Below are 19,853 nucleotides of genomic sequence, written 5' to 3' on the forward strand. Positions count from 1 at the left end.
TTCCCGTGCCGATGGCTTTCCACAGCTTCGGTGGCTGGAAGCGCAGCCTGTTTGGCGACCACCACGCGCATGGCCCGGAATCGGTGCGTTTCTACACCAAGCAGAAGGCCGTCACGCAGCGCTGGCCGGCCTCGACAGCTGCAGGCGCCGAGTTTGCCATGCCGACCTTGAAGTAAAACGCCGTGGCGGCGCGCAGCATCAGCGCGCCGCCACGTGTCCGTAGCAGGTCTTCAGTTTCATATAGTCGTAAAAGACGCTGCCCGGCGCGATGCGGGCACCGTCGCAAGCGGTCTGGAAGTCGGTTTCCTTCTCGTTGTACAGCAGGCGCACGATGAGCTGTCCTTCGCCGTTGCGGTACACATCCCACTGCATATTGGCCGCCAGCGGCGAGACGTCCTGTCCGCGCCACGGATTACTCTCGTAACTGTAGCTGGCCGATGCCGGCAGCGGCGCCAGCACCTGCTTCAAGCCCATGGCCGAAGCGAGCGGAATGATCATCTCGGCGTGCGTGAAGCGCAGCTTGGCCGCGTGGCGCAAATCTCCCTTGGTCAGCGCGTCGACTTCCTTGAAAAAATCCTCGCGCAAGGCCAGCGCGAAACGCCAGGTCACGCCTGCGCTGGCCGTGGTAGCCGGTCCTTTCTGGTAAAAATCCTCATGGTCGGCGATATACGCGTAGTAGCGCGCATCCTCGGCAGGCATGTAGCGGCTGAAATCGGCCGGTACTTCATGCCGCATGCCGGCGCTGATCGCATACAGCGCATACAGTTTCGAGGCGGCCGCATTCAGGCTGCGGATGACGGTCTTGCCGCTGCCCGTCATGGTACGCGTGAGCTTGCCGTCCGCGCTGGTGAAGGTGTAGCTGCCCTTGTCGGCATAGCTGGCGCGGCCGCCTTCAAACTGGTCGAGGAAGGCGGGCGCAAACAGCCGTTCAAGCACGTGGCGCGCATGCGCGGCCGCTTCCGGCTGCCGGGCTGGCGCATCCATCAGCGCGTGCAGCTGCTTGGTTCTTTGATAGTACTGGTAGGCCTGGCTGGCGGCATAGGTGGCGTAATGCGGGTTGGCGCGATCGGCGACAAAATCCGTCTGCGGCGCCAGCTTGTGCGCGTACAGCAGGAAGCGGTTGACGCCATCATGCTGCAGTACGGGTGCGCGTTGCTGCGGATACGGCGTCGGCGCGGGCGGCAGGTACAACAAGGGCGCCAGCGCGGGCGCGTGTTCGAGCAGCGACTGCGTGAAAAAGCGCGCACTGTCGCGCGCGCGGTCCACGCCCGAATCGATGGTGACGAGCTGGCGCGGCGCCGTCGCGGCATCCTGCCCGATTTGCGCAAACAGGGTAGGCAGGCGCGCCAGTATGCGCACGGCCAGTTGCCGGTGTTCGTCGATGCCCGTCTGCGACAGATTGCCGTAGCCGGGCCGCTCGATGCCGGCCACGCCATAACCAAGCAAGGCATTCGCCTGCATCAGGGCCAGGATATCGGGGCCCAGTTCGCGTCCCAGTGGCGTGAGCGCCTCCTGCGCGGCGGCCTGCTGCCACATCGCATACAAGGCCGCGTCGTTCTTCATGCCGGTCAGCCCGCGCGAACCGTGGCGCGCCACCAGTTGCGTGTAGATGGGCTGGAAGCCGGCCGGCGGCGCGGCATAGGTGGCCGGATCCTGCTGTGGCGCATAGGGCGTCTTGGTCTGGTAATGGCCTTCGACGGCCATGGCGGGAGCGGAGCTGATGGCGAAGGCCAGGGCCAGCAGCATGCTGGACAAGGGGAGAGATGGGGGCATGGGAGTCCGTGACGTGATTAGTTCCTGGGTGCGAGCCTAGCATCAAACGTCAAACAGGCGGGCACGGCTACCCGCCTGCATGCCCTGATTACTGCGCCACGTGGCCGTAGCAGGTCTTCAGCTTCGCATACACATAGAAATGGCTGCCGGCAGCAAAGCGGGCGCTATCGCAGGCGGCCTGGAAGTCCGTTTCCTTTTCGTTGTACAGCATTTTTACCAGCACATTGCCGCTGGCGTCGCGGTACACATCCCACTGCATGTTGGCCGCCATCGGCGCCACGTACAGGCCGCGCCAGTTGCTGTTGTCATAGCTGTAGTTCTGCGCCGCCGGCAGCGCGCCGACGACGCCCTTCAGACCCATGGCCGTGGCCAGCGGGATGATGGCTTCCGCGTGCGTGAAACGCAGCTTGGCGCCGTGCGACAGGTCGCCGCGCGCGATGGCGTCCACTTCCGTGAAGAAGTCGTCGCGCAGCGCGCGCACATAGTTCCAGGTGACGCCGGCGCCTTCCGTGGTGCCGGGCCCCTTGTTATAGAAATCCTGGTAGTCCTGCACGAAGGCCTGGTACTTCGCCGCGTCCGACGGCATGTACTGCACGAAGTCGGCTTTTACTTCATTCGTCATGCCGGCCATGATGGCGTACAGGTTGTACAGCACCGAGGCGGCATCGGCCAGGCCCTTGATGGTAGTGCCGCCATCGCCCGTGACGGTGTTGGTGAACTTGCCATCATCGCTGGTAAAACTGTAAGTGCCCGTATTGGCAAAGCGATAGGTGCCGTTGTCGATCCTGTCGACGAAGGTTTTGGTAAACAGTCGCTCCAGCACCTCGCGTCCCAGGGTGCGCGCCGTGGCATCTGTGTCGATGGCCGTGTACTTGGCCAGGAAACCGGGGCTATCCAGGTAGGCCTGGTAAGCCTGGCTGTCCTGGTAAGTCTGGTAATGGCGGTCGAGGGCATCGCTCACCAGGTCCGTCTTCGGCACCAGTTTGTGTGCATACAGCAGGAAGCGGTTGGTGCCATCGGGCTGCGCTACGGGCTTGCCGGCCGGGTAGCCGGCCGGCGCGGGCGGCAGGGTAATCAAGGGCGCGACGGCCGGCGCCGTGGCGGTCAGCGACTGCACAAAATATGCAGCGCTGTCCTTGGCGCGGTCCACGCCGGAACTGATGGTGACGATCTGGCGTGGCGCGCTGGCGGCGTTCGCGCCCAGCTGCGTGAACAGGGCGGGCATGCGCGCCAGCATGCGCACGGCCAGCTGCTTGTGTTCATTGATGCCCGTCTGCGACAGGTTGCCGTAACCGGGCGCCGTGATGCCGTCGACGCCATAGCCGAGCAGCGCGTTGCCCTTCATCAGTTTCAAGATGTCGGCGCCCAGCTTTTGCCCCAGCGGCGTAAGCGCATCGTCGGCGGCCGCCCTTTGCCAGACGTTGTAGAAGGCGGCGTCATACTTCATGCTCGACAGCCCGCGCGAGCCGTGGCGCGCCACCAGTTCGGTGAACACGGGCGCATAGCCGGCCGGCGCGGCTTCATACGTGGCGGCGTCCTGCTGCGGCGTGTACAGCGTCTTGGTCTGATAGTAGGTGACGGGGATGGCCGGCGTGACTGGAGGGGCGGTCTCGCTGCCGCCACAGGCGGCCAGGGAGAACATCAGGATGGGCAGGGGAAGATGGCGTGCGTGCAGCATGGCGTTACCTTCAGGTGTGGTTAGCCCGGGCGCGCCGCGCAGGACGGCGCACCCAGGGTAGACAGGCAGGAGAATGGGCTTTACAGCTTGAGTGCTTTGGCCAGACTGTTGGCGCGCGCATCGCGCTCGCTCAAGGGTGCCAGGCCGTGGCGTTCCTCGATGAACTTCAGAATCGATACGGTTTCATACTCGGTATGGTCGATATGGCCTCCTTCGCTGAAGGGCGAGATGACCAGGGCGGGGATGCGCGTGGCCGGGCCGAAGCGGTCGCCTTTCGGTGGCGCCACGTGGTCCCAGAAGCCGCCGTTTTCATCGGTGGTGACGATGATGACGGTGTCCTTCCATTGCGGGCCTTCCATGATGGCGCTGATGATGGCTACGCCCTCGTCGTCGCCGGCCGCCACGCTCGATTTATCCATCCCTGGATGCATGTTCTTCTTGCCCATGGGCTTGTAGAACGAGACGGGCGGCAGTTTTCCCGCCTTGACGTCGGCGAGCATATCGGAACGGTCTTTCAGGTGCGTGGCGCGCTGCTGCGGGCTGTCGATGAAGCGCTTGAAATAGGTGAACGGCTGGTGGTGATACGAGAAATCGTCGGCCTTCTTGCCCGACTTGGTCGAGGCGACAGCGATGTCGTAGCCGTCCGCATAGTAGACCCAGGAAATGCCCTTGTCCGTCAGGCGGTCGCCGATGGTGGGCAAGGTTTGCGGCGGCAGGAAAGTCTGTTTCTTGGTGGGGTCGAACAGCAACGGGCCCTGCATGGTGTTGACGGCGTAGCCATCCTGCGTCACTTCCGCCTCTTCGCCCTTCTTGTGGCCCGTGCCGCGCTCATCCCGGGCGACGATGGACTTGGGCGCGTTCGGGAACACGGGCGTGCAGGCGCAGGTCAGCCACATGTGGTTGAGGAAGGAGCCGCCGTAGGCGGACTGGAAGAAGCGGTCGGCCAGCGTGTAGCGTTGCGCCAGCGCCCACAGTTTGAGCTTGCTGCCATCGAAATAGCCCATGGGCAGGGCGCCTGTATTGCCCTCGACGACGAAGCGGTCGTTCTTGCCGTCGTTGATCTGGCGCTTGTGCGTCCAGAAGGCATGCACGGGACTGGCCGTCTTGTCGCCCAGCGAGACGCTCGGTTCCATGTGGAAGGGCGCGTTGGCGATGCCGGCCTTGAAGCGCGCGTCCAGGCCGCCCTTGTCGAGCGCGACGGCGGGCAGTATGGCATAGGGCTTGCCATCGGGGCCGGTCTGCGTGGTGGTGTCGGGCGCGCGGCCATTGGCGATGCCGTCGGCGCCAGGGAAGGTGCCGAACAAATGGTCGAAGCTGCGGTTTTCCATGTAAACGACGACGATCTGGCCGATTTTCGCCAGCTTTGGATCGGCGGCGACCGCGGCGGCCATATCTTGCCGCGTGCCGACGGGGGTGGTGCAGGCCGCCAGACCGATGGCCCCGGCGCCGAACAGGGCGATTCTTAGAACGTGGTTCAACATAACAGTCTCCTTGATGGCGCCTCCGCGGACGGGGCGCTTTTTTTAGTGGTGTGGCCAGAACCGGCCTGTTTGAACGAATTGCACACGTGTGCAGCACGCGTGTGCAAACAGTAACCCGGATTTTTTTTGATGTCAACAAGTACAGGCGGGGGACGAAAAAATGTGGAAAACGGGGAACGGCGAGCGGTGGCGGGCGGGCAGACGGCGTTGCGCCATCTGCCGTCTTGAGTGGACTAGCGCGTCGTGCCGCGCCGCACCAGGGTGACGGGTACTTCCTTCAGGCGACCCGGCATGGCAAATTTTTCCATGCGTTCGACCAGGCTCTTGACGGCGCGGCGCGCCAGTTCGCCCGCGTCCTGGCGGATGGTGGTCAGCTGGTAGGCATCGAGCGCGGCCATGGGAATGTCGTCGAAACCGATCACCTGCAACTGCGCAGGCACGTCGATGCCGAACCTGCTGCGCGCCGCATCGATGAAGCCGCAGGCGATCAGGTCGGTGGCGCAAAAGACGCCGTCGGGCAGCTTGCCCGAGGCGAGCAGGGCGTCGGCCGCATCCTGGCCCGCCTGGTAGCCGATGGCGTCAGCCAGGTATTCGTCCGCCGTGCAGCGCTTTTTCGCCACGGCCGGCGCCAGGTGTTCAAGGAAGGCTTTGCCGCGCGCGATGCCGCTGAAACTGCTGGCGCGCGTGTTGATGAAGACCAGCCGTTTGGCGCCGCTGTCGAGCAGGGTGCTGGCCGCCAGTTCGCCACCATGGCGATTGTCACTGTTGACCACGTCCACGCCTTTCAGGTCGCGCGCGCGATTGATCATGGCCACCGGCACTTGACGCTGCAGGTATTCAGTGGCGACGGCGGACGGCGGCGAGCCGGATGTCATGATGACGCCGGAAATCTTGTAGCTGAGCAGGATGCGCAGCAATTCGCTGAGGCGTTCGGGGTCTTCCGCATTCATCAGCAGCGGCACCAGCGCATGTTCGCTCAGGCTGCGCGTGACTTCGCCCAGCAGGGCCACGCGGAACGGGTCCGTGAAGCCTGTGATGACGACGCCTACCAGGTTGCTTTGTCCCTGGTTCATGCTGCGCGCCAGGATGTTGACCTGGTAGCCCAGCGACTGCGCCGCTTCCATCACGCGGGCCCGTGTTTCGGGCGCCACGCTGGCGCCCGGTGTGAATGTGCGCGAGACGGCGGAGCGGGAGACGCCGGCCCGTTTGGCGACGTCCACCGAAGTGACCCAAGACTTGTCTTTTTGTTCCATTGACGGTGTAGATGAATGAGAGGCCGATGCACGATGCGGTGCGGCGCAACGCCGCGCCATCATCTTAGCCGAAAATCCCGGCCGCGGCGCGAACTGAATGCCAGTCCCGCACCACGGCCATCGTGCCGGTGCTCAGCTTCTCAATCGTCTTACCACTTCGGTGTGTACTTCAAGGTGAACTGCACGTTGCGCGGGTCGCCATAGTAGTTATTCGACCCGGTGGTGTTGTAGGCCGGGATGATATAGCGCTTGTCGAGAACATTGTTGACGTTGACCGACAGGGCCATTTGCGGCGTGGCTTGCCAGGCCAGGCGTGCATTCCATATCGAGAAGCCGGCAACCTTGAACGTGTACGCGGTATCGAGCGTATGGCTTTGCAGGTTGGCGCCGGCGCCCACGCTGAACTTGTCCCAGGCGCCGGGCAGGGTATAGCTGGACCAGACGCGCAGCATGTGCTTCGGCGTCCAGGTGGAAAAGACCTTGCCCTGCTTGTCCGGGTCTTCCAGGTAGGTCGTCGTCGTATAGGCGTAGCCGGCCGACAGCTGCAAGCCGCGCGCCACTTCGCCGGAAACTTCCGCTTCCAGGCCCTGGCTGCGCACCTTGCCCGAGGCGCGCGAGCAGTACTGCCCGTCGCACACAAGGTCGGCGGCATAGTCGGTGACGGCGCGGTTCTTGTGGTCGTAGCGGAACACGGCCAGCGAGGTGTTCACCTTGCCATCCATCAGTTCCCCCTTGATGCCCGCCTCGTAGTTGCTGCCCGTGATGGGCTTGAGGACCTTGCCTTGCACGTCGCGGTTGCTTTGCGGCGTGAAGATGTCGGCATAGCTGGCGTAGGCCGACCATTGCGGATCGAGCGCGTAGATCAGTCCCGCCGACGGCGTGAACTTGGCGGTGGCGTTGAGTTGTTCTTCTGAACCTGCAGGCGTCGCATACAGGAAGTCATACCAGCTGAAGCGTCCGCCCAGCACGGCTTTCAGCTTGCCGGTCAACTGGCCGTTCCAGCTGCCATACAGGCCTTTCTGGCGTATTTCGTAGGTGCTGTCGCTGGTCACGCCCGTTGGGCGCGCGGCGATACCGTCGATATCTTGCCATGGACGGTGGTGGTTGATGTTGAAGACGTTTGCCGCTTCTTCCCAGGCGCGCGCGTAGCGGTCGTCTGACGCCAGCGTGACATAGCTGGCGCCCACGAGGACTTCCTGCGCCATGCCCAGGCCATCGAATTTGCCGCGTACGAAGGTATCGATACCGCGCTTGCGGTTGTCGAAAACCAGGCCAAAGTCGCCATAGCGCGCGCCGCTGCCGTCGGGACGGATGGGCATGGCCACGCGCTGGTGCACGGAGCTGGTATTTTCCTGCATGTTCACGGCCGATGCCTTCAGGCTCCACTGGCTGTTGAAATGGTGTTCCAGGTCGAGGTAAACGTTGGTTTGCCTGGCCTCGCTGCGGTTCCAGTCGGCGCCCGTGAAGGTGGAGCGGGGAAGGTTCAGCGCGCTGCCGTCCACATAGCGGGGCAGGCCGATGAAGGTGGGGCGGCCGTGGTCATTGACGTTGCTGATGGCCAGGCCCAGGGTGGTGGCCGGTCCCAGGTCATAGTCGAGCGCCGCATACAGGGTGCGGTTCTTGCTCCACACCTGGTCGACGAAGGAGTGGGTATCGTCTTCATCGACAATAACGCGTCCGCGCAGGCTGGCGTCCGCGTTCAAGGAGCTGCTGACGTCGAGCTGGGCGCCAACATGGTCCCACGAGCCGGCGCGCGCCGTCATGCTGACGCTGCGCGTGGCGGTCGGGCGCTTGCGTACCAGGCTGACGGAGCCACCAGGGCTGCCCGTGCCGACCAGCATGCCGGAGGCACCGCGCAGCACTTCCAGGCGGTCGTAGATGACCATGTTCTCCTGGCCCCAGTTACCCAGTGCATAGGTGTTGCGGTCGATCGGCACGCCGTCGTATTGCCATTGGTCGATCTGGAAACCGCGCGCCGTGATCACCACGCCCGGTCCCACGCCATGTACGCCCACCACGCCGGTGACGTTGTTGACGGCCTCGCGCAAGTCCGTGATGCCCTGATCGTCCAGGCGCTGGCGCGTCAGCACGCTGACCGATTGCGGGATGTCCTTCATCGCTTGCTCGCCCTTGCCGATGCTGATCCTGCGTGCCGTATAGGAGCCGCTGCCTTCCGTGGTGGCGCCTTGCTCGGCCTGGCCGACGATGGTAATCGAGGGCATGGTGCGCTCGGCCGCCGCCGTGGGGGCGGACACCGGCGCGGGGGCTGTCACCAGCACATAACCGGTGGGCGTCTTGCCGATGGCGTAGCCGCTGCCGCGCAGCAGCACGGCGAAACCGTCATCGATGGCGTAGCTGCCTTGCAGGCCTGCGCTGGTCAAACCCTGCACCTTGGAGGCATCGATGACGATGGAGACGCCCGCCTGCTGGGCATAGCGATTCAAGGCACCGGCCAGCGGACCGGCGGGGATGGCGTAGCTGGCGACGGCCGGTGCAGCCTGGGCGACTGCCTGGGCATGCAGGCCGGCGCCGGCCAGCAGCATGGCCGCCAGGGCCAGCGGGCGCAGCCGCGTGCGCAGGGTGTTCGGGGATGAAACGGCAAGGACTTGAACGGACATGGTGACAGCCTTTTTTGATTGATCTCAGCTGCCTTGACGCACGAGATGCGCAAAGTGGAACCGCGCACGCGAAATTATTCGCATTATTTTTTGACGGGAGCGTCGACCATCACCAGGTAGCGCGTCAGCATGCGGATGCGCAGCTGCGGGAAATTATCGATCAACAGTTGCAGCGCCTTGTCCGTGTCGTCCAGCGGCAGCACGGCGGCCACGCGTATACCCGCTATCTGCGCCCGGTCGTAATGCAGTTGTCCGGGACGGTGACGGGCCAGTTCGTCGAGTACCTCGGCCAGCGGCAAGTCATCGACCACCAACTGGCGCGCGCGCCACGCGTCCTGCACGCTGGCCGCATCGATGGCTTGCAACGGGCCCACGCCATCGTCCGTGATGCGCGTGCGCTGGCCCGCCTGCACCACGACGGCCGGATGTTGCGGCACCTGCGCCAGCACTTTGGATTCCAGCATGCTCAAGATGGTGGCGCCATCGTCCCTGCGCACGGTAAAACGCGTGCCCAAGGCGCGGATCGCCGCCTGCTTGCTGTCGACGATGAAGGGGCGCTGCGCATCCTTGGCCACGTTGACGAGGATGTCGCCACGCACCAGCTCCACATGCCGCTCGCCCGCAGTGAAACGCACGTTGACGGCGCTGTCGCTGCCCAGGGTGAGGTGGCTGCCGTCGGCCAGCGTGTGCGTGGACCATTGTCCGGTGGGGCTGCGCAGGTCGGCCAGCAGGTAGGCGGGGCGCTCGCTGCTGACCAGTGCACCGGTCAGCACCAGCGCGGCCACGGCGCTGGCTGCGGCCAGCTGGCGCAGACGTTGGCGCTTGGGGGCAATGGCGGCCAGGGCGGAGCGTGCGGGCCTATGGTCGCCGCCGGCCGGTTCGCGTACGGCATTCAATTGACGCAGCAGGTTTTCCATGCCGGCGGCTGCGGTCGCGTGCAGCGGATCGGCCGCCTTCCACGCAGCGAAGCCGGCCTGCGCGGTGTCGCGCTCGGCCGGATCGTCGGCGCTGAGTTGCACGATCCAGTGCGCGGCCTGCTCGGCTGCGACCTCGGCGCGGATGGTATTCATGCCGCCAGGGCCGGACAGGCATGGCGGCAGGCCAGCAAGGCTTGCACCAGGTATTTTTGCACCATGCGCGTGGAGACCTTCAGTTGTGCCGCCACGGCAGCCTGCGGCTGCTCTTCCAGGTAGTGCAGCAAGAAGGCGTCGCGCGCCTTGGCCGATAAGCCGGCCAGCGCCATGGCGATCTGCTCAAGCGCCTGCACAGCCATCAGGATATCGTCCGGCGAAGGCGCGCCGGGCAAGCTGTCGGCCAGTACGGCCAGTTCCGCCAAGTAGCTGCGCTCGAGTATTTGGCGGCGCGCGCGGTCGAGCAGCAATCGCTTTGCCGTGGTAGACAAGTAGGCGCGCGGCTCGCGCATGCCGAATAGCGCGTCGCGCGAGGCGATGATGCGCACGAACGTGTCTTGCGCCACATCGGCCGCGCCATGCGGGCAGCTGAGTTTTTTGCGCAGCCAGCCGACCAGCCAGCCGTGATGCTCGCTGTAGAGCGACTGCACTTGCTGTTGCAGGCTGGGTTGGACGATGGACATGAGTGATGATTAATATAAATGAGAATTATTCTCATTGTAAGCGCCAGTGGCGGCTTGCCACAATCCCCGATTGCATGCGGATGGGGCAGGTGTTGCGCGCAGGCCGCATGCGCAGCGGTGCGGGAAATGAAAAAACCCGCCGCTGCACGGGGCAGTGGCGGGGTTTTTGGGGCGGGTAATTCTTGGTGGTGATAGGGGGGCTTGAACCACCGACCCCAGCATTATGAATGCTGTGCTCTAACCAACTGAGCTATATCACCAAACAGACCGGTCAGACCGGATGCTGGTTGCGACCATGGCAGAACCATGATTCTTGTTCTTTGGTGGTGATAGGTGGACTTGAACCACCGACCCCAGCATTATGAATGCTGTGCTCTAACCAACTGAGCTATATCACCCAACAGCCGAGCATTATCCAGTCTTCCCATTTCCTTGTCAATGCCGGCCATGAAAAATCTGTGGGTTTTTCGTGGCGTTTTGTCGGTGTGATTATTTTTGTAACGGCGTCAGCAAGTGCTGGATCTGTGCCAGCATGGCGCTGGCCGGATCAGCTCCCAGGCAATCGATGACGATGCGCTCCGGCATCGCGCGTAGCCTAAGTCGAGCCTAGCGCCTGGCCAGTTGTTGTGTGGCGACGCTTATTTCAGCAAAGGGCGGATCTGTGCCAGCATGGCGCTGGCCGGATCAGCTCCCAGGCAATCGATGACGATGCGCTCCGGCATCGCGCGTAACCAGGTCAGCTGGCGCTTGGCCAGCTGGCGCGTGGCGATGATGCCCGTCTCGCGCAAGGTGGCGCGGTCGATGCGCCCATCGAGGTACTCCCAGGCCTGGCGGTAGCCCACGCAGCGCATGGAAGGCAGGCCGGGATGCAGGTCGCCGCGCCGGCGCAACCCTTCCACTTCATCGAGCAGGGCATCGTTTTTCAGCATGATGTCGAAGCGCGTGGCGATGCGCGCATGTAGCACGGCTCGGTCCGATGGCTCCAGCGCGAACGACTGTAATTGAAATGGCAGCACGGTTTTTTCGCGCAGGGCCAGCAGGGCCGACATGGGCTGGCCGGACAGGGCGATGATTTCCAGCGCGCGGCCGATGCGCTGCGCATCGGCTGGCGCCAGGCGCGCGGCCGTGACAGGGTCTTGCTGCGCCAGGCGCGCATGCATGGCGGGCCAGCCGATGGCGGCCGCGTCCTCTTCCAGTTGGGCGCGCAAGACAGGATCGGCGCCGGGCAAGTCGTCGAGGCCATCGGTCAGGCCCTTGAAGTACAGCATGGTGCCGCCGACCAGCAGCGGCAGCTTGCCGCGCGCGCAGATTTCACTCACCAGGCGCAGGGTATCGTTGCGGAACTGCGCCACCGAATAGGCGTCCAGCGGGTCGATGATGTCGATCAAATGATGCGGCGCCTGGGCCAGTTCTTCTTTCGATGGCTTGGCCGTGCCGATATCCATGCCCCGGTAGACGAGGGCGGAATCGACGGAAATGATCTCGGACGGGATGGCTTGCGCGATGGCCAGCGCACTGGCCGTCTTGCCGCTGGCCGTGGGGCCCATGATGGCGACGGCCAGGGGGAGGTGTGGGGTGTTTTTCATGATACTTTTTGATGTACTTGCGATGGGAACCCCAAGGCAAAGGCTGGGGTCAGACCCCGGATTTTTACTGCCCGCGCAGGAACAGTTTATCGAGCGCGTTGATCTCGACCTGTACCCATGTGGGCCGGCCATGGTTGCACTGGTCGGCGCGTTCCGTGCTCTCCATCTGGCGCAAGAGGGCATTCATTTCCTGCACCGACAAGATGCGGTTGGCGCGCACGGCCGTGTGGCAGGCCAGGGTGCCCAGCAATTCGTTCTGGCGCTCGATCAGCACGCGCGAGCCGCCATATTCGCGCACGTCGCGCAGCACGTCGCGCGCCAGCGTTTGCGCGTCGGCGTTTTTCAGCAAGGTCGGCACGGAACGCACGGCCAGGGTGGTGGGCGACAGGGCGGCGATATCGAAGCCCAGCGCCTTGAGCGTTTCCTGGTTTTCATTCGCCGTCGACACTTCGATGGCATCAGCATAAAACGTCACGGGTATCAACAGCGACTGCACCTGCATGTCCTGGCCCGAGACTTGCGCCTGCAGCGCGTTTTTCAGCTGTTCGTACAGGATGCGCTCATGCGCGGCGTGCATGTCGACCAGCACCAGGCCCTTGGTGTTTTGCGCCAGGATGTAGATGCCGTGCAGCTGGGCCAGGGCAAAGCCCAGCGGATATTCTTCGCGCGCCATCGCTTCGGACGAGGCGATGTAGGGCTCGACCTGCGTGATCGGAGAGCTGGCGGCGGCGCCGAACAGGGCGCCGTAAGCCGCCGTGTCCTGGGCGATTCCTGGCGCATCGGCAAAGAAGGGGCGGGCCGCACCGGGCGAGGCGGGCGCGAAGGTATTCGTAAATTGCGCGCCGAACGAGGTTTGCGTCTGCTCGCGGCGCCAGATGCCGGGGCCGCCCGCGCCCTGGGTGCCGTCGTTGACACCGAGGCTGGAAGCGGCCGGCAGCGGCGCCGGCACGCTGCCGAAGGCCGTGGCCGAGGTCTGCGCCAGCGCGCGCTGCACCGCGTGGAAGACAAACTGATGCACGGAGCGGCTGTCGCGGAAGCGCACTTCGATCTTCGACGGGTGCACGTTGACGTCGACCAGCGCCGGGTCGAGGTCGAGCGCCAGCACGTACGAGGGAAAACGGTCGCCATGCAGCACGTCCTGGTACGCCATGCGCACGGCATGCACCAGCAGCTTGTCGCGCACGAAGCGGCCATTGACATAAAAGAACTGGCCGTCGGCGCGTGCCTTCGATGCCGTTGGCAAGCCGGCAAAGCCGTGTATGCGCAGGGTGCCGGCCGATTCGTCCAGCGCCAGGCGCGCTTCGGCGAAGTCATCGCCCAGGATGTGGGCGCTGCGCTTGGCCAGTTCGCTGATATTCCACTGGTTGATGGTGCGCCCATTGTGCGACAGCGAAAACGCCACGTCAGGCCGCGCCAGGGCGATGCGGCGTACCACTTCGGCGCAGTGGCCGTATTCCGTCTGTTCGGATTTGAGGAACTTGCGCCGCGCGGGCGTGTTGAAATACAGGTCTTGCACGTCGACCGTGGTGCCATGCGCGCCCGACGACGGCGAGACGCTGCCGTTGTGCGAGCCAACGATTTCCCACGCATGGGCTGCGTCCGCCGTGCGCGAGGTCAGGGTGACGGCGGCCACCGAGGCGATGGAGGCCAGCGCCTCGCCGCGAAAGCCCAGGGTACCCACGTTTTCCAGGTCGTGCAAGGAGGCGATCTTGGAGGTGGCGTGGCGCGCCAGGGCCAGCGGCAGCTGTTCCTTGTCGATGCCGCGGCCATTGTCGGTAATCGCGATGCGTTTTACGCCCCCTTCTTCCAGCCGCACCGTGATCTGCGTGGCACCCGAGTCGAGCGCGTTTTCCAGCAACTCCTTGACCACGGCCGATGGCCGCTCGACCACCTCGCCAGCGGCGATTTGCGAAATCAACTGGTCAGGCAGGGCCTGGATCGGGCGGTGGGGTGTGATGGGCGCGTTCATGCGGTAATTATACCGGGGCCAAACCCGTCGGGGGGATACGCCCCAATGGGACGTATCCCGATCTCGAAGAGACTGACCCCAGCCCTTGTTCTTGGGCTAAAAGTTGGCCTACTTCGCTATCTCCCGCACCGGTATCGGCGCATTGCACAGGTCGACGTGGTCGGCCGTGACCTTGCTCCAGGGGCCGCCGCGGTGGCGCTGGGCTTCCAGCACGGCCTGGTAGGCGGCGCTGTCTGTGCGCATCACTTCCAGGTTCGCGCGCTGCTCTGGCGGCATGCTGGCGGCCAGGCGGATGGCCTTGATCGGCACGTTTTTCTCGGGGCTGTCATAAAAGCCCATGGGTCCCGCGCCCCGTGGCAGGGTCGACAGCAGCGGCATGCCGGCCACCACGCGTCCGACCACGGTGATGTCGCGGTCCAGGTGGCGCGGCGACTGGCCGATGACGGCGTACAGCTCCGTGCCGCCGCCGCTGTCGCTGGCACTGTCGCGGCCCACACCTACGGTGGCATAGCAATGCGTGAGCCAGGCCGTGCCGCTTTTCGGATCGCGCGCGGACGGGAAACCGTTCGAATGGCCCACCTGCGGCGCATAGCCATCGACGTCCGGCAGGCGCGTGAAGCTCTTGATGTTTTTCAAGGGCACGGTGAATTCGCCGGGCAAGGTGCGTTGGGCATGCAAGATGGGCTTGGGATTTTTCTCGTTCGGATCGCCCCACTGCGCCACCCAGTTGTCCTGCGCGCGCGTGATGGCCAGGCCATCGTAATACTGTTCTGCCACCAGGGCCTTGATGTTGGCCACGTGTTTCGGCGCGAAGTCGGGCGCCAGCTCGATCACCACGCGGCCGGCGGGAATCTCCAGGTACAGGGTGTTGTCCGGGTCCAGCGCACGCCAGTCGGACGGTTTGGAGGCCTTGATCACGTCGGCGAGCGTCGCCTTGGCGGGCAGTTCGGCGGGCGCCTTGATCTGGACAGGCGCCGCGTGGGCAGTCAGATGTGCAAGGCCCAGTATGGTGGCCATGGTCAGGCCGCTCAGTGGGTGTCGATACATGTTTTCTCCTGGTCGGCACGGGTTGCACCGGTCAGAAAGTGTATACCGGAATGCTAATATTTCGTTTGAAAAACATTGCAAATAGTAATCCTGGCATTGGCCGGCCGATACGGCGTTTCCTTAACCTGCACTTAAAATGCCACGCCGCCAGGGGCGCTGCCGAATTAATCACGAAATATAGGGCAGGGGACTGCCGTTGCGCCGGTCCGGTGGTGTATGATTCCGCCGCTACCTCTAGGGAAAAATATATGGATTTTGTGCAATTCCTCGACATGATCGTGCATGTTGACAAGACGCTGGGTCTCTTGATCGAGCAGTACGGTACCCTCGTGTACGCGGTGCTGTTTGCCATTATTTTTTGCGAAACAGGCCTCGTGGTGCTGTTCTTCTTCCCTGGGGATACCTTATTGTTTATCGCCGGCGCGTTTTGCGCGACGGGACAGATGCACCTGGGCTTGCTGATTGCCCTGCTGGTGACGGCGGCCGTCACGGGTAACACGCTCAATTACTGGATAGGCGAGGCCATCGGACAAAGGGTGTTTACCCACGATTACCGCTGGATCAACAAGGATGCCATGCGCCGTACGCATGAATTCTTTGAAAAGCACGGCGGCAAGACCATTATCCTGGCCCGTTTCGTGCCGGTGGTGCGCACCTTCGCTCCCTTCGTGGCCGGCATTTCCGACATGACGCATGCGCGCTTCCAGATGTACAACGTGACGGGCGCCCTGTTGTGGGTGGTCGGTCTGGTGACGGCGGGCTACTTCTTCGGCAATATCCCATGGATTCGCGACCACCTGACCTTGATCGTGCTGATCGGTGTCGGCGCCGCCGTCGTGCCGGTGGTACTGGGCGGCATGTGGAAAATCTACAAGCGCATGGTCGGCAAGTCGGCGTAAGGCCGTATGGATCCGGGGCAAGCGCGCTGCGGCACAGGCCGCAGCGGGCCCCGGATCCAGTTTTTCTCTTCCTTGTTTTTGTTTTACTCCCACGCTGATTCAAGTTTTGTTGCTTTCCAGCCGTAAACCAGAGGGTATTCTCACTTTCTGGATTTCCATGCGACATTTGAGCGCCCTGTTAGCTTGCAGCCTTGCCGCGATGGCGGTCACGGCAAGCGCCAAAGATGTCCCCGCTTCGGCGAGCGCCGCCGCATCCGCGCCAGCGAGCGCGCCCATGTCGGCGTCGGCGCGTGCTGCCGCCATGAAAACCCTGACCGAATCGGTGAAGGGTAAGGAGGTCAAGGCGCCTGTCGTCGTCGCGCCCACGGCGCGCGAGAAGGAAGAAGCGTCTGAAGTCGACCTGTCCGAACGTATCGCGGCGCGCCTGGCGGAAATGCGCGCCACCCAGGCGGCCCGCGCCTCTGCCCGTGCCAAGCGCGCCGCCGTGGTGAAAGCGGCGCCACCGCCACCACCTCCCGTGCCGCGCGGCACGCACTGGTCGTACGAAGGCGACAGCGGCCCGGCCAACTGGAGCAAGATCAATGTCGACTGGGCCAAGTGCGGCAATGGCAGCCGTCAGTCGCCGATCGATATCCGCGATGGCATGAAGGTGGAACTCGAGCAGATCAGCTTTGACTACCACCCATCGTCGTTCAGTGTGGTCGATAACGGTCACACGGTGCAGGTGGGCGTGAGTGGCGGCAATTACATCACGGTGCAGAACCGCATGTTCGAGCTGCAGCAATTCCATTTCCACCGCCCGTCCGAAGAGCGCATCAACGGCAAGGCCTTTGAAATGGTGGTACACCTGGTGCACCGCGACGCGGAAGGCCGGCAAGCCGTGCTGGCGCTGCTGCTGGAGCGGGGCGCGCCGCAAGCGACCATCCAGACGGTGTGGAACAACCTGCCGCTGGAAAAATTCGAGACCATGCAGCCCACCATCCTGCTCGACCCGGCCGAGATGCTGCCGTCGCGGCGCGATTACTACACCTACATGGGATCGATGACGGAGCCGCCTTGCAGCGAAGGCGTGCTGTGGCTGGTGATGAAGCAGCCTATCCAGGCCTCGCCGGCGCAGATGGCCTTGTTCAGCCGCTTGTATCCCTTGAATGCACGCCCGATTCAGCCTGCGAATGGCCGCATCATCAAAGAGTCGAATTAAATAAATGCGAGGCGCTGGCGGCCGGTCCACTCGGCGCCGGCAGCCAGCGTATCGGGCTGGATCAGGGCCGGCTCGATGCAGATGAAGCGCTGGTATTCGTCGTCGGCCAGGTCGGGCAGGGCGGCTGCGTCTTGCGCGCCCGGGTTCCACACGACGGCATCCGTAAAGCCCTGCTGCTCCAGGCGCAGGGTGTGGCTGCCAGACTGCAGGCTCAAGGCGCCCGGCAGCTGGTAGTAGATTCGGTCCAACTTGTCTGCAAACTGCAGCAGTTCTTCCGCCTGCAAGGCATCTTGCGGCGTCTCGTCTGAATAGCGCACGCGCTGCAAGCCGCCAACGCGCGCCTCGCTCAATTGTTCAATCGCAAAATAGCTGTGCAGGGCGGCCGAGAACGGGAATGCCTGCTCGCCTGTGTTGCGCACGGACAGACTCAGCTCCAGCGATTGGCCTTGCACCGCCACGCGCAGGCGCAGGGTGAAGGCGTAGGGCCAGCTGGCGCCGATCGCCTCCGGCAGTTCCGTGTGCTGCAAGGTAAATTCCGCATGGGCAGCGCCATCGACTTTGCCGGTCGATTCCAGCTGCCAGGTCGCCACGCGCGCAAAGCCATGGCGCATGCCCGTGCCGCGCGCGCCGAACTGGGGAAAGATCACGGGCACGCCGCCACGGATGGCGCGGCTGCCATCGAGACTGGATGCGCGGCTGCAGAACAGGCGCTCCTGGCCGTCGCTGGTCCGCCACGAGACCAGGTGGCCGCCGTACAGGGTGACGGTGGCTTGCGCGCCATCGGCGGCGCAGATGGTCACGGCTGGCAGCTCGCCAAAGATACTCTCGCTCATGCTCGGCTTTCTTGTCAGGTCAAACGGCTTTTCGCCAGCGGCGGATTCTTGGCGAAGTAATTCTTGATGCCCGTGACGATGGCGTCTGCCATCTGGTCCTGGTAGCCGTTGTCGGTCAGCTTGGCTTCTTCTTCCGGGTTCGAGATGAAGGCTGTCTCAATCAGGATGGAGGGGATGTCCGGTGCTTTCAGCACGGCGAAACCGGCCTGCTCGACGGATCCCTTGTGCAGGCGGTTGATGCCGCCGATTTCGCGCAGCACGGCCTTGCCCAGCTTCATGCTGTCATTGATTTGCGCCGTCGTCGACAGGTCGAGCAGCACGCTGGCCAGTTGCTTGTCGTGGTTCTTCACGTTCACGCCGCCGATCAGGTCGGCCTGATTTTCCTTGTTGGCCAGCCAGCGCGCGGCCGTCGAGGTGGCGCCTTTCTCGGACAGTACGAAGACGGACGAGCCGCGCGCCGTCGGCTGGATGAACGCGTCGGCGTGGATGGAGACGAACAGGTCGGCCTGCACCTTGCGTGCTTTTTCCACGCGCATGCCCAGCGGGACGAAGAAATCGGCGTCGCGCGTGAGCATGACGCGCATGTTGGGCTGCAGTTCCAGCTTGGTTTTGAGGCGCTTGGCGATGGCCAGCACCACGTCTTTTTCGCGGCTGCCCCGGCTGCCCATGGCGCCCGGGTCTTCGCCTCCGTGGCCGGGGTCGAGCGCGATGGTAATCATGCGCACCACTTTCTGGCCTGGCAGGGGGCGCGCTTCGGGGCGCTGTTCCGGGCGGATATCGGGCACAGGCGGCACGATGGTCGCCACCGGCGGCACGACCGCCACGGGCGGCTTGCCGCTGTCGGGCAGGGGCAGCGCGGGCGGCGGCGTATGCGTGCCGGCCATCGGTGGCTTGGCGGGGTCGCTCGACCAGTCGCCCTTTTCGATCATCTGCGCGATCAGGTCCGGCTCGTGCACGGGATACAGGTCGAAGATCAGGCGGTGGTTGTAGGAGCCGGCCGGCGGCAGGGTAAACAGCTGCGGCGTGACTTCCTCCTTCAGGTCGAACACCAGGCGCACCACGTTGGGCCGGTTCTGGCCCACGCGCACCTGCTTGATGTACGGGTCGTTCGACTGGATCTTCGCCACCAGGCCTTTCAAGGTGGGATTGAGCTCCAGTCCTTCGATGTCGACCACCAGCCGTTCCGGGTCCTTGACGATGAAGTGGGTCGCCTTCAGGATGCTGTCGTTTTCCAAGGTGACGCGCGTGTAGTCATCGGCCGGCCAGACGCGCACGGCGAGAATTTGCGCCGCCATCGCCGACATGGGCGCGAACACGGACAACAGCAGGGTGCCGCCGGCCTTGAGTACCGTGCGCCGGGTGATGGGCGAGGAGATCAAAGGTTCGGGGCGAATTTGAGACGATGAAGGCATGACAGACCCAATTCAGAAGACGCCTGCAATTCTACATCACGTCCTGTACCCGCAACGTTCAAATAAATATTCAGGTCGGCCGGCGGCAGAACCGGTTCGGCTTTCTCCGGCCATTCGACGATGCAGATATTGCGGCCGTCGAAGTCTTCGCGAAAACCGGCGTCGAGGAATTCCTCGGCACTGCCCATGCGGTACAGGTCGAAGTGGATGACGTTGACGCTCTGGCCATCGAGCTGCACCGTGTACGGTTCGGACAGCGTATAGGTGGGGCTTTTGACGTGGCCCGCATGGCCTGCCGCGTGCAGCAGGGCGCGCGTGAGGGCCGTCTTGCCGGCACCCAGGTCGCCATGCAGGTAGATCGCCAGGCCCGGTGCCAGTGCGCGCGCCAGCGCGGCGCCCAGCGCGGCGGTACCGGCTTCGTCGTGGAGGTGGGCTGTGAAGTGTTCGGTCATTATCTTCTGTATCGCATAAAATGGAGGCTGCTGTCATTGTAACCGCCCGCGCGCCTG

General features: G+C 64.0%; 16 protein-coding genes, 2 tRNA genes and 1 pseudogene. 3 read left to right on the plus strand and 16 right to left on the minus strand.

Annotated elements, in window-relative coordinates; genetic code table 11:
• Window positions 1–176, plus strand: a pseudogene (locus CSZ94_RS28515) (methylmalonate-semialdehyde dehydrogenase (CoA acylating)); the annotation flags it as partial.
• A gap of 22 nt (window positions 177–198) precedes the next feature.
• Here the strand turns inward: CSZ94_RS28515 and CSZ94_RS06555 are convergent.
• The 12 genes from CSZ94_RS06555 to CSZ94_RS06610 form a co-directional block, all read right to left on the minus strand.
• Window positions 199–1,773: a histidine phosphatase family protein gene (locus CSZ94_RS06555; protein ID WP_258000809.1), complete on the minus strand. Its 1,575-nt coding sequence runs from the start codon at window positions 1,771–1,773 to the stop codon at window positions 199–201.
• 88 nt (window positions 1,774–1,861) lie between these two features.
• A complete protein-coding gene (locus tag CSZ94_RS06560) occupies window positions 1,862–3,451 on the minus strand; it encodes a histidine-type phosphatase (RefSeq protein WP_102120775.1) in 1,590 nt (529 codons plus the stop codon).
• Window positions 3,452–3,531: 80 nt separating this feature from the next.
• Window positions 3,532–4,932: an alkaline phosphatase family protein gene (locus CSZ94_RS06565; RefSeq protein WP_102120776.1), complete on the minus strand. Its 1,401-nt coding sequence runs from the start codon at window positions 4,930–4,932 to the stop codon at window positions 3,532–3,534.
• 233 nt (window positions 4,933–5,165) lie between these two features.
• Entirely contained in the window at window positions 5,166–6,185 is a 1,020-nt protein-coding gene (locus CSZ94_RS06570) for a LacI family DNA-binding transcriptional regulator (RefSeq protein WP_102120777.1), read from the minus strand.
• 149 nt (window positions 6,186–6,334) lie between these two features.
• Window positions 6,335–8,803: a TonB-dependent siderophore receptor gene (locus CSZ94_RS06575; RefSeq protein ID WP_102120778.1), complete on the minus strand. Its 2,469-nt coding sequence runs from the start codon at window positions 8,801–8,803 to the stop codon at window positions 6,335–6,337.
• Window positions 8,804–8,886: 83 nt separating this feature from the next.
• Window positions 8,887–9,873: a FecR domain-containing protein gene (locus tag CSZ94_RS06580; protein WP_102120779.1), complete on the minus strand. Its 987-nt coding sequence runs from the start codon at window positions 9,871–9,873 to the stop codon at window positions 8,887–8,889.
• Window positions 9,870–10,397 carry a sigma-70 family RNA polymerase sigma factor gene (locus CSZ94_RS06585; protein ID WP_102120780.1) on the minus strand — a complete coding sequence of 176 codons (528 nt, stop codon included), beginning with the start codon at window positions 10,395–10,397 and terminating at the stop codon, window positions 9,870–9,872. The genes CSZ94_RS06580 and CSZ94_RS06585 overlap by 4 nt, the downstream gene beginning before the upstream one ends.
• Before the next feature lie 183 nt (window positions 10,398–10,580).
• A tRNA-Met gene (locus CSZ94_RS06590) sits at window positions 10,581–10,657 on the minus strand.
• A 61-nt stretch (window positions 10,658–10,718) separates the two neighbouring features.
• Window positions 10,719–10,795, minus strand: a tRNA-Met gene (locus CSZ94_RS06595).
• Window positions 10,796–11,035: 240 nt separating this feature from the next.
• The gene (miaA, locus tag CSZ94_RS06600; RefSeq protein ID WP_102120781.1) at window positions 11,036–11,983 is read right to left on the minus strand and encodes a tRNA (adenosine(37)-N6)-dimethylallyltransferase MiaA; all 948 of its coding nucleotides are present in this window, start codon (window positions 11,981–11,983) and stop codon (window positions 11,036–11,038) included.
• A gap of 64 nt (window positions 11,984–12,047) precedes the next feature.
• Window positions 12,048–13,952, minus strand: coding sequence for a DNA mismatch repair endonuclease MutL (gene mutL / locus CSZ94_RS06605; protein WP_102120782.1), 1,905 nt, complete (start codon window positions 13,950–13,952; stop codon window positions 12,048–12,050).
• A 108-nt stretch (window positions 13,953–14,060) separates the two neighbouring features.
• Entirely contained in the window at window positions 14,061–14,999 is a 939-nt protein-coding gene (locus CSZ94_RS06610; RefSeq protein WP_102120783.1) for a peptidylprolyl isomerase, read from the minus strand.
• A gap of 248 nt (window positions 15,000–15,247) precedes the next feature.
• Here CSZ94_RS06610 and CSZ94_RS06615 point away from each other — a divergent pair, with 248 nt between their 5' ends.
• Window positions 15,248–15,898 (plus strand): VTT domain-containing protein, encoded by a 651-nt coding sequence (locus CSZ94_RS06615; RefSeq protein ID WP_102120784.1) that lies wholly within the window; start codon window positions 15,248–15,250, stop codon window positions 15,896–15,898.
• Between the two features lie 99 nt (window positions 15,899–15,997).
• On the opposite strand, the gene CSZ94_RS28520 is transcribed toward CSZ94_RS06615, so the two are convergent.
• Window positions 15,998–16,201 carry a hypothetical protein gene (locus CSZ94_RS28520; RefSeq protein WP_258000810.1) on the minus strand — a complete coding sequence of 68 codons (204 nt, stop codon included), beginning with the start codon at window positions 16,199–16,201 and terminating at the stop codon, window positions 15,998–16,000.
• On the opposite strand from CSZ94_RS28520, the gene CSZ94_RS06620 reads away from it, so the two are divergent.
• The gene (locus CSZ94_RS06620) at window positions 16,200–17,099 is read left to right on the plus strand and encodes a carbonic anhydrase (protein WP_258000811.1); all 900 of its coding nucleotides are present in this window, start codon (window positions 16,200–16,202) and stop codon (window positions 17,097–17,099) included. The two genes, CSZ94_RS28520 and CSZ94_RS06620, sit on opposite strands and share 2 nt — an antisense overlap.
• On the opposite strand, the gene CSZ94_RS06625 is transcribed toward CSZ94_RS06620, so the two are convergent.
• Genes CSZ94_RS06625 through tsaE form a run of 3 tightly spaced genes read right to left on the minus strand, consistent with a single transcriptional unit; the run spans window position 17,096 to window position 19,796 of the window.
• Window positions 17,096–17,932: a D-hexose-6-phosphate mutarotase gene (locus CSZ94_RS06625; protein WP_102120785.1), complete on the minus strand. Its 837-nt coding sequence runs from the start codon at window positions 17,930–17,932 to the stop codon at window positions 17,096–17,098. The two genes, CSZ94_RS06620 and CSZ94_RS06625, sit on opposite strands and share 4 nt — an antisense overlap.
• 14 nt (window positions 17,933–17,946) lie before the next feature.
• Window positions 17,947–19,344 carry an N-acetylmuramoyl-L-alanine amidase gene (locus tag CSZ94_RS06630; protein WP_102120786.1) on the minus strand — a complete coding sequence of 466 codons (1,398 nt, stop codon included), beginning with the start codon at window positions 19,342–19,344 and terminating at the stop codon, window positions 17,947–17,949.
• Window positions 19,308–19,796 (minus strand): tRNA (adenosine(37)-N6)-threonylcarbamoyltransferase complex ATPase subunit type 1 TsaE, encoded by a 489-nt coding sequence (gene tsaE / locus CSZ94_RS06635; protein WP_070223037.1) that lies wholly within the window; start codon window positions 19,794–19,796, stop codon window positions 19,308–19,310. The genes CSZ94_RS06630 and tsaE overlap by 37 nt, the downstream gene beginning before the upstream one ends.
• Window positions 19,797–19,853: the final 57 nt, after the last annotated feature.

It is taken from the genome of Janthinobacterium sp. ROICE36, from assembly GCF_002869965.1.
In the GTDB taxonomy this organism is placed as follows: domain Bacteria; phylum Pseudomonadota; class Gammaproteobacteria; order Burkholderiales; family Burkholderiaceae_D; genus Janthinobacterium.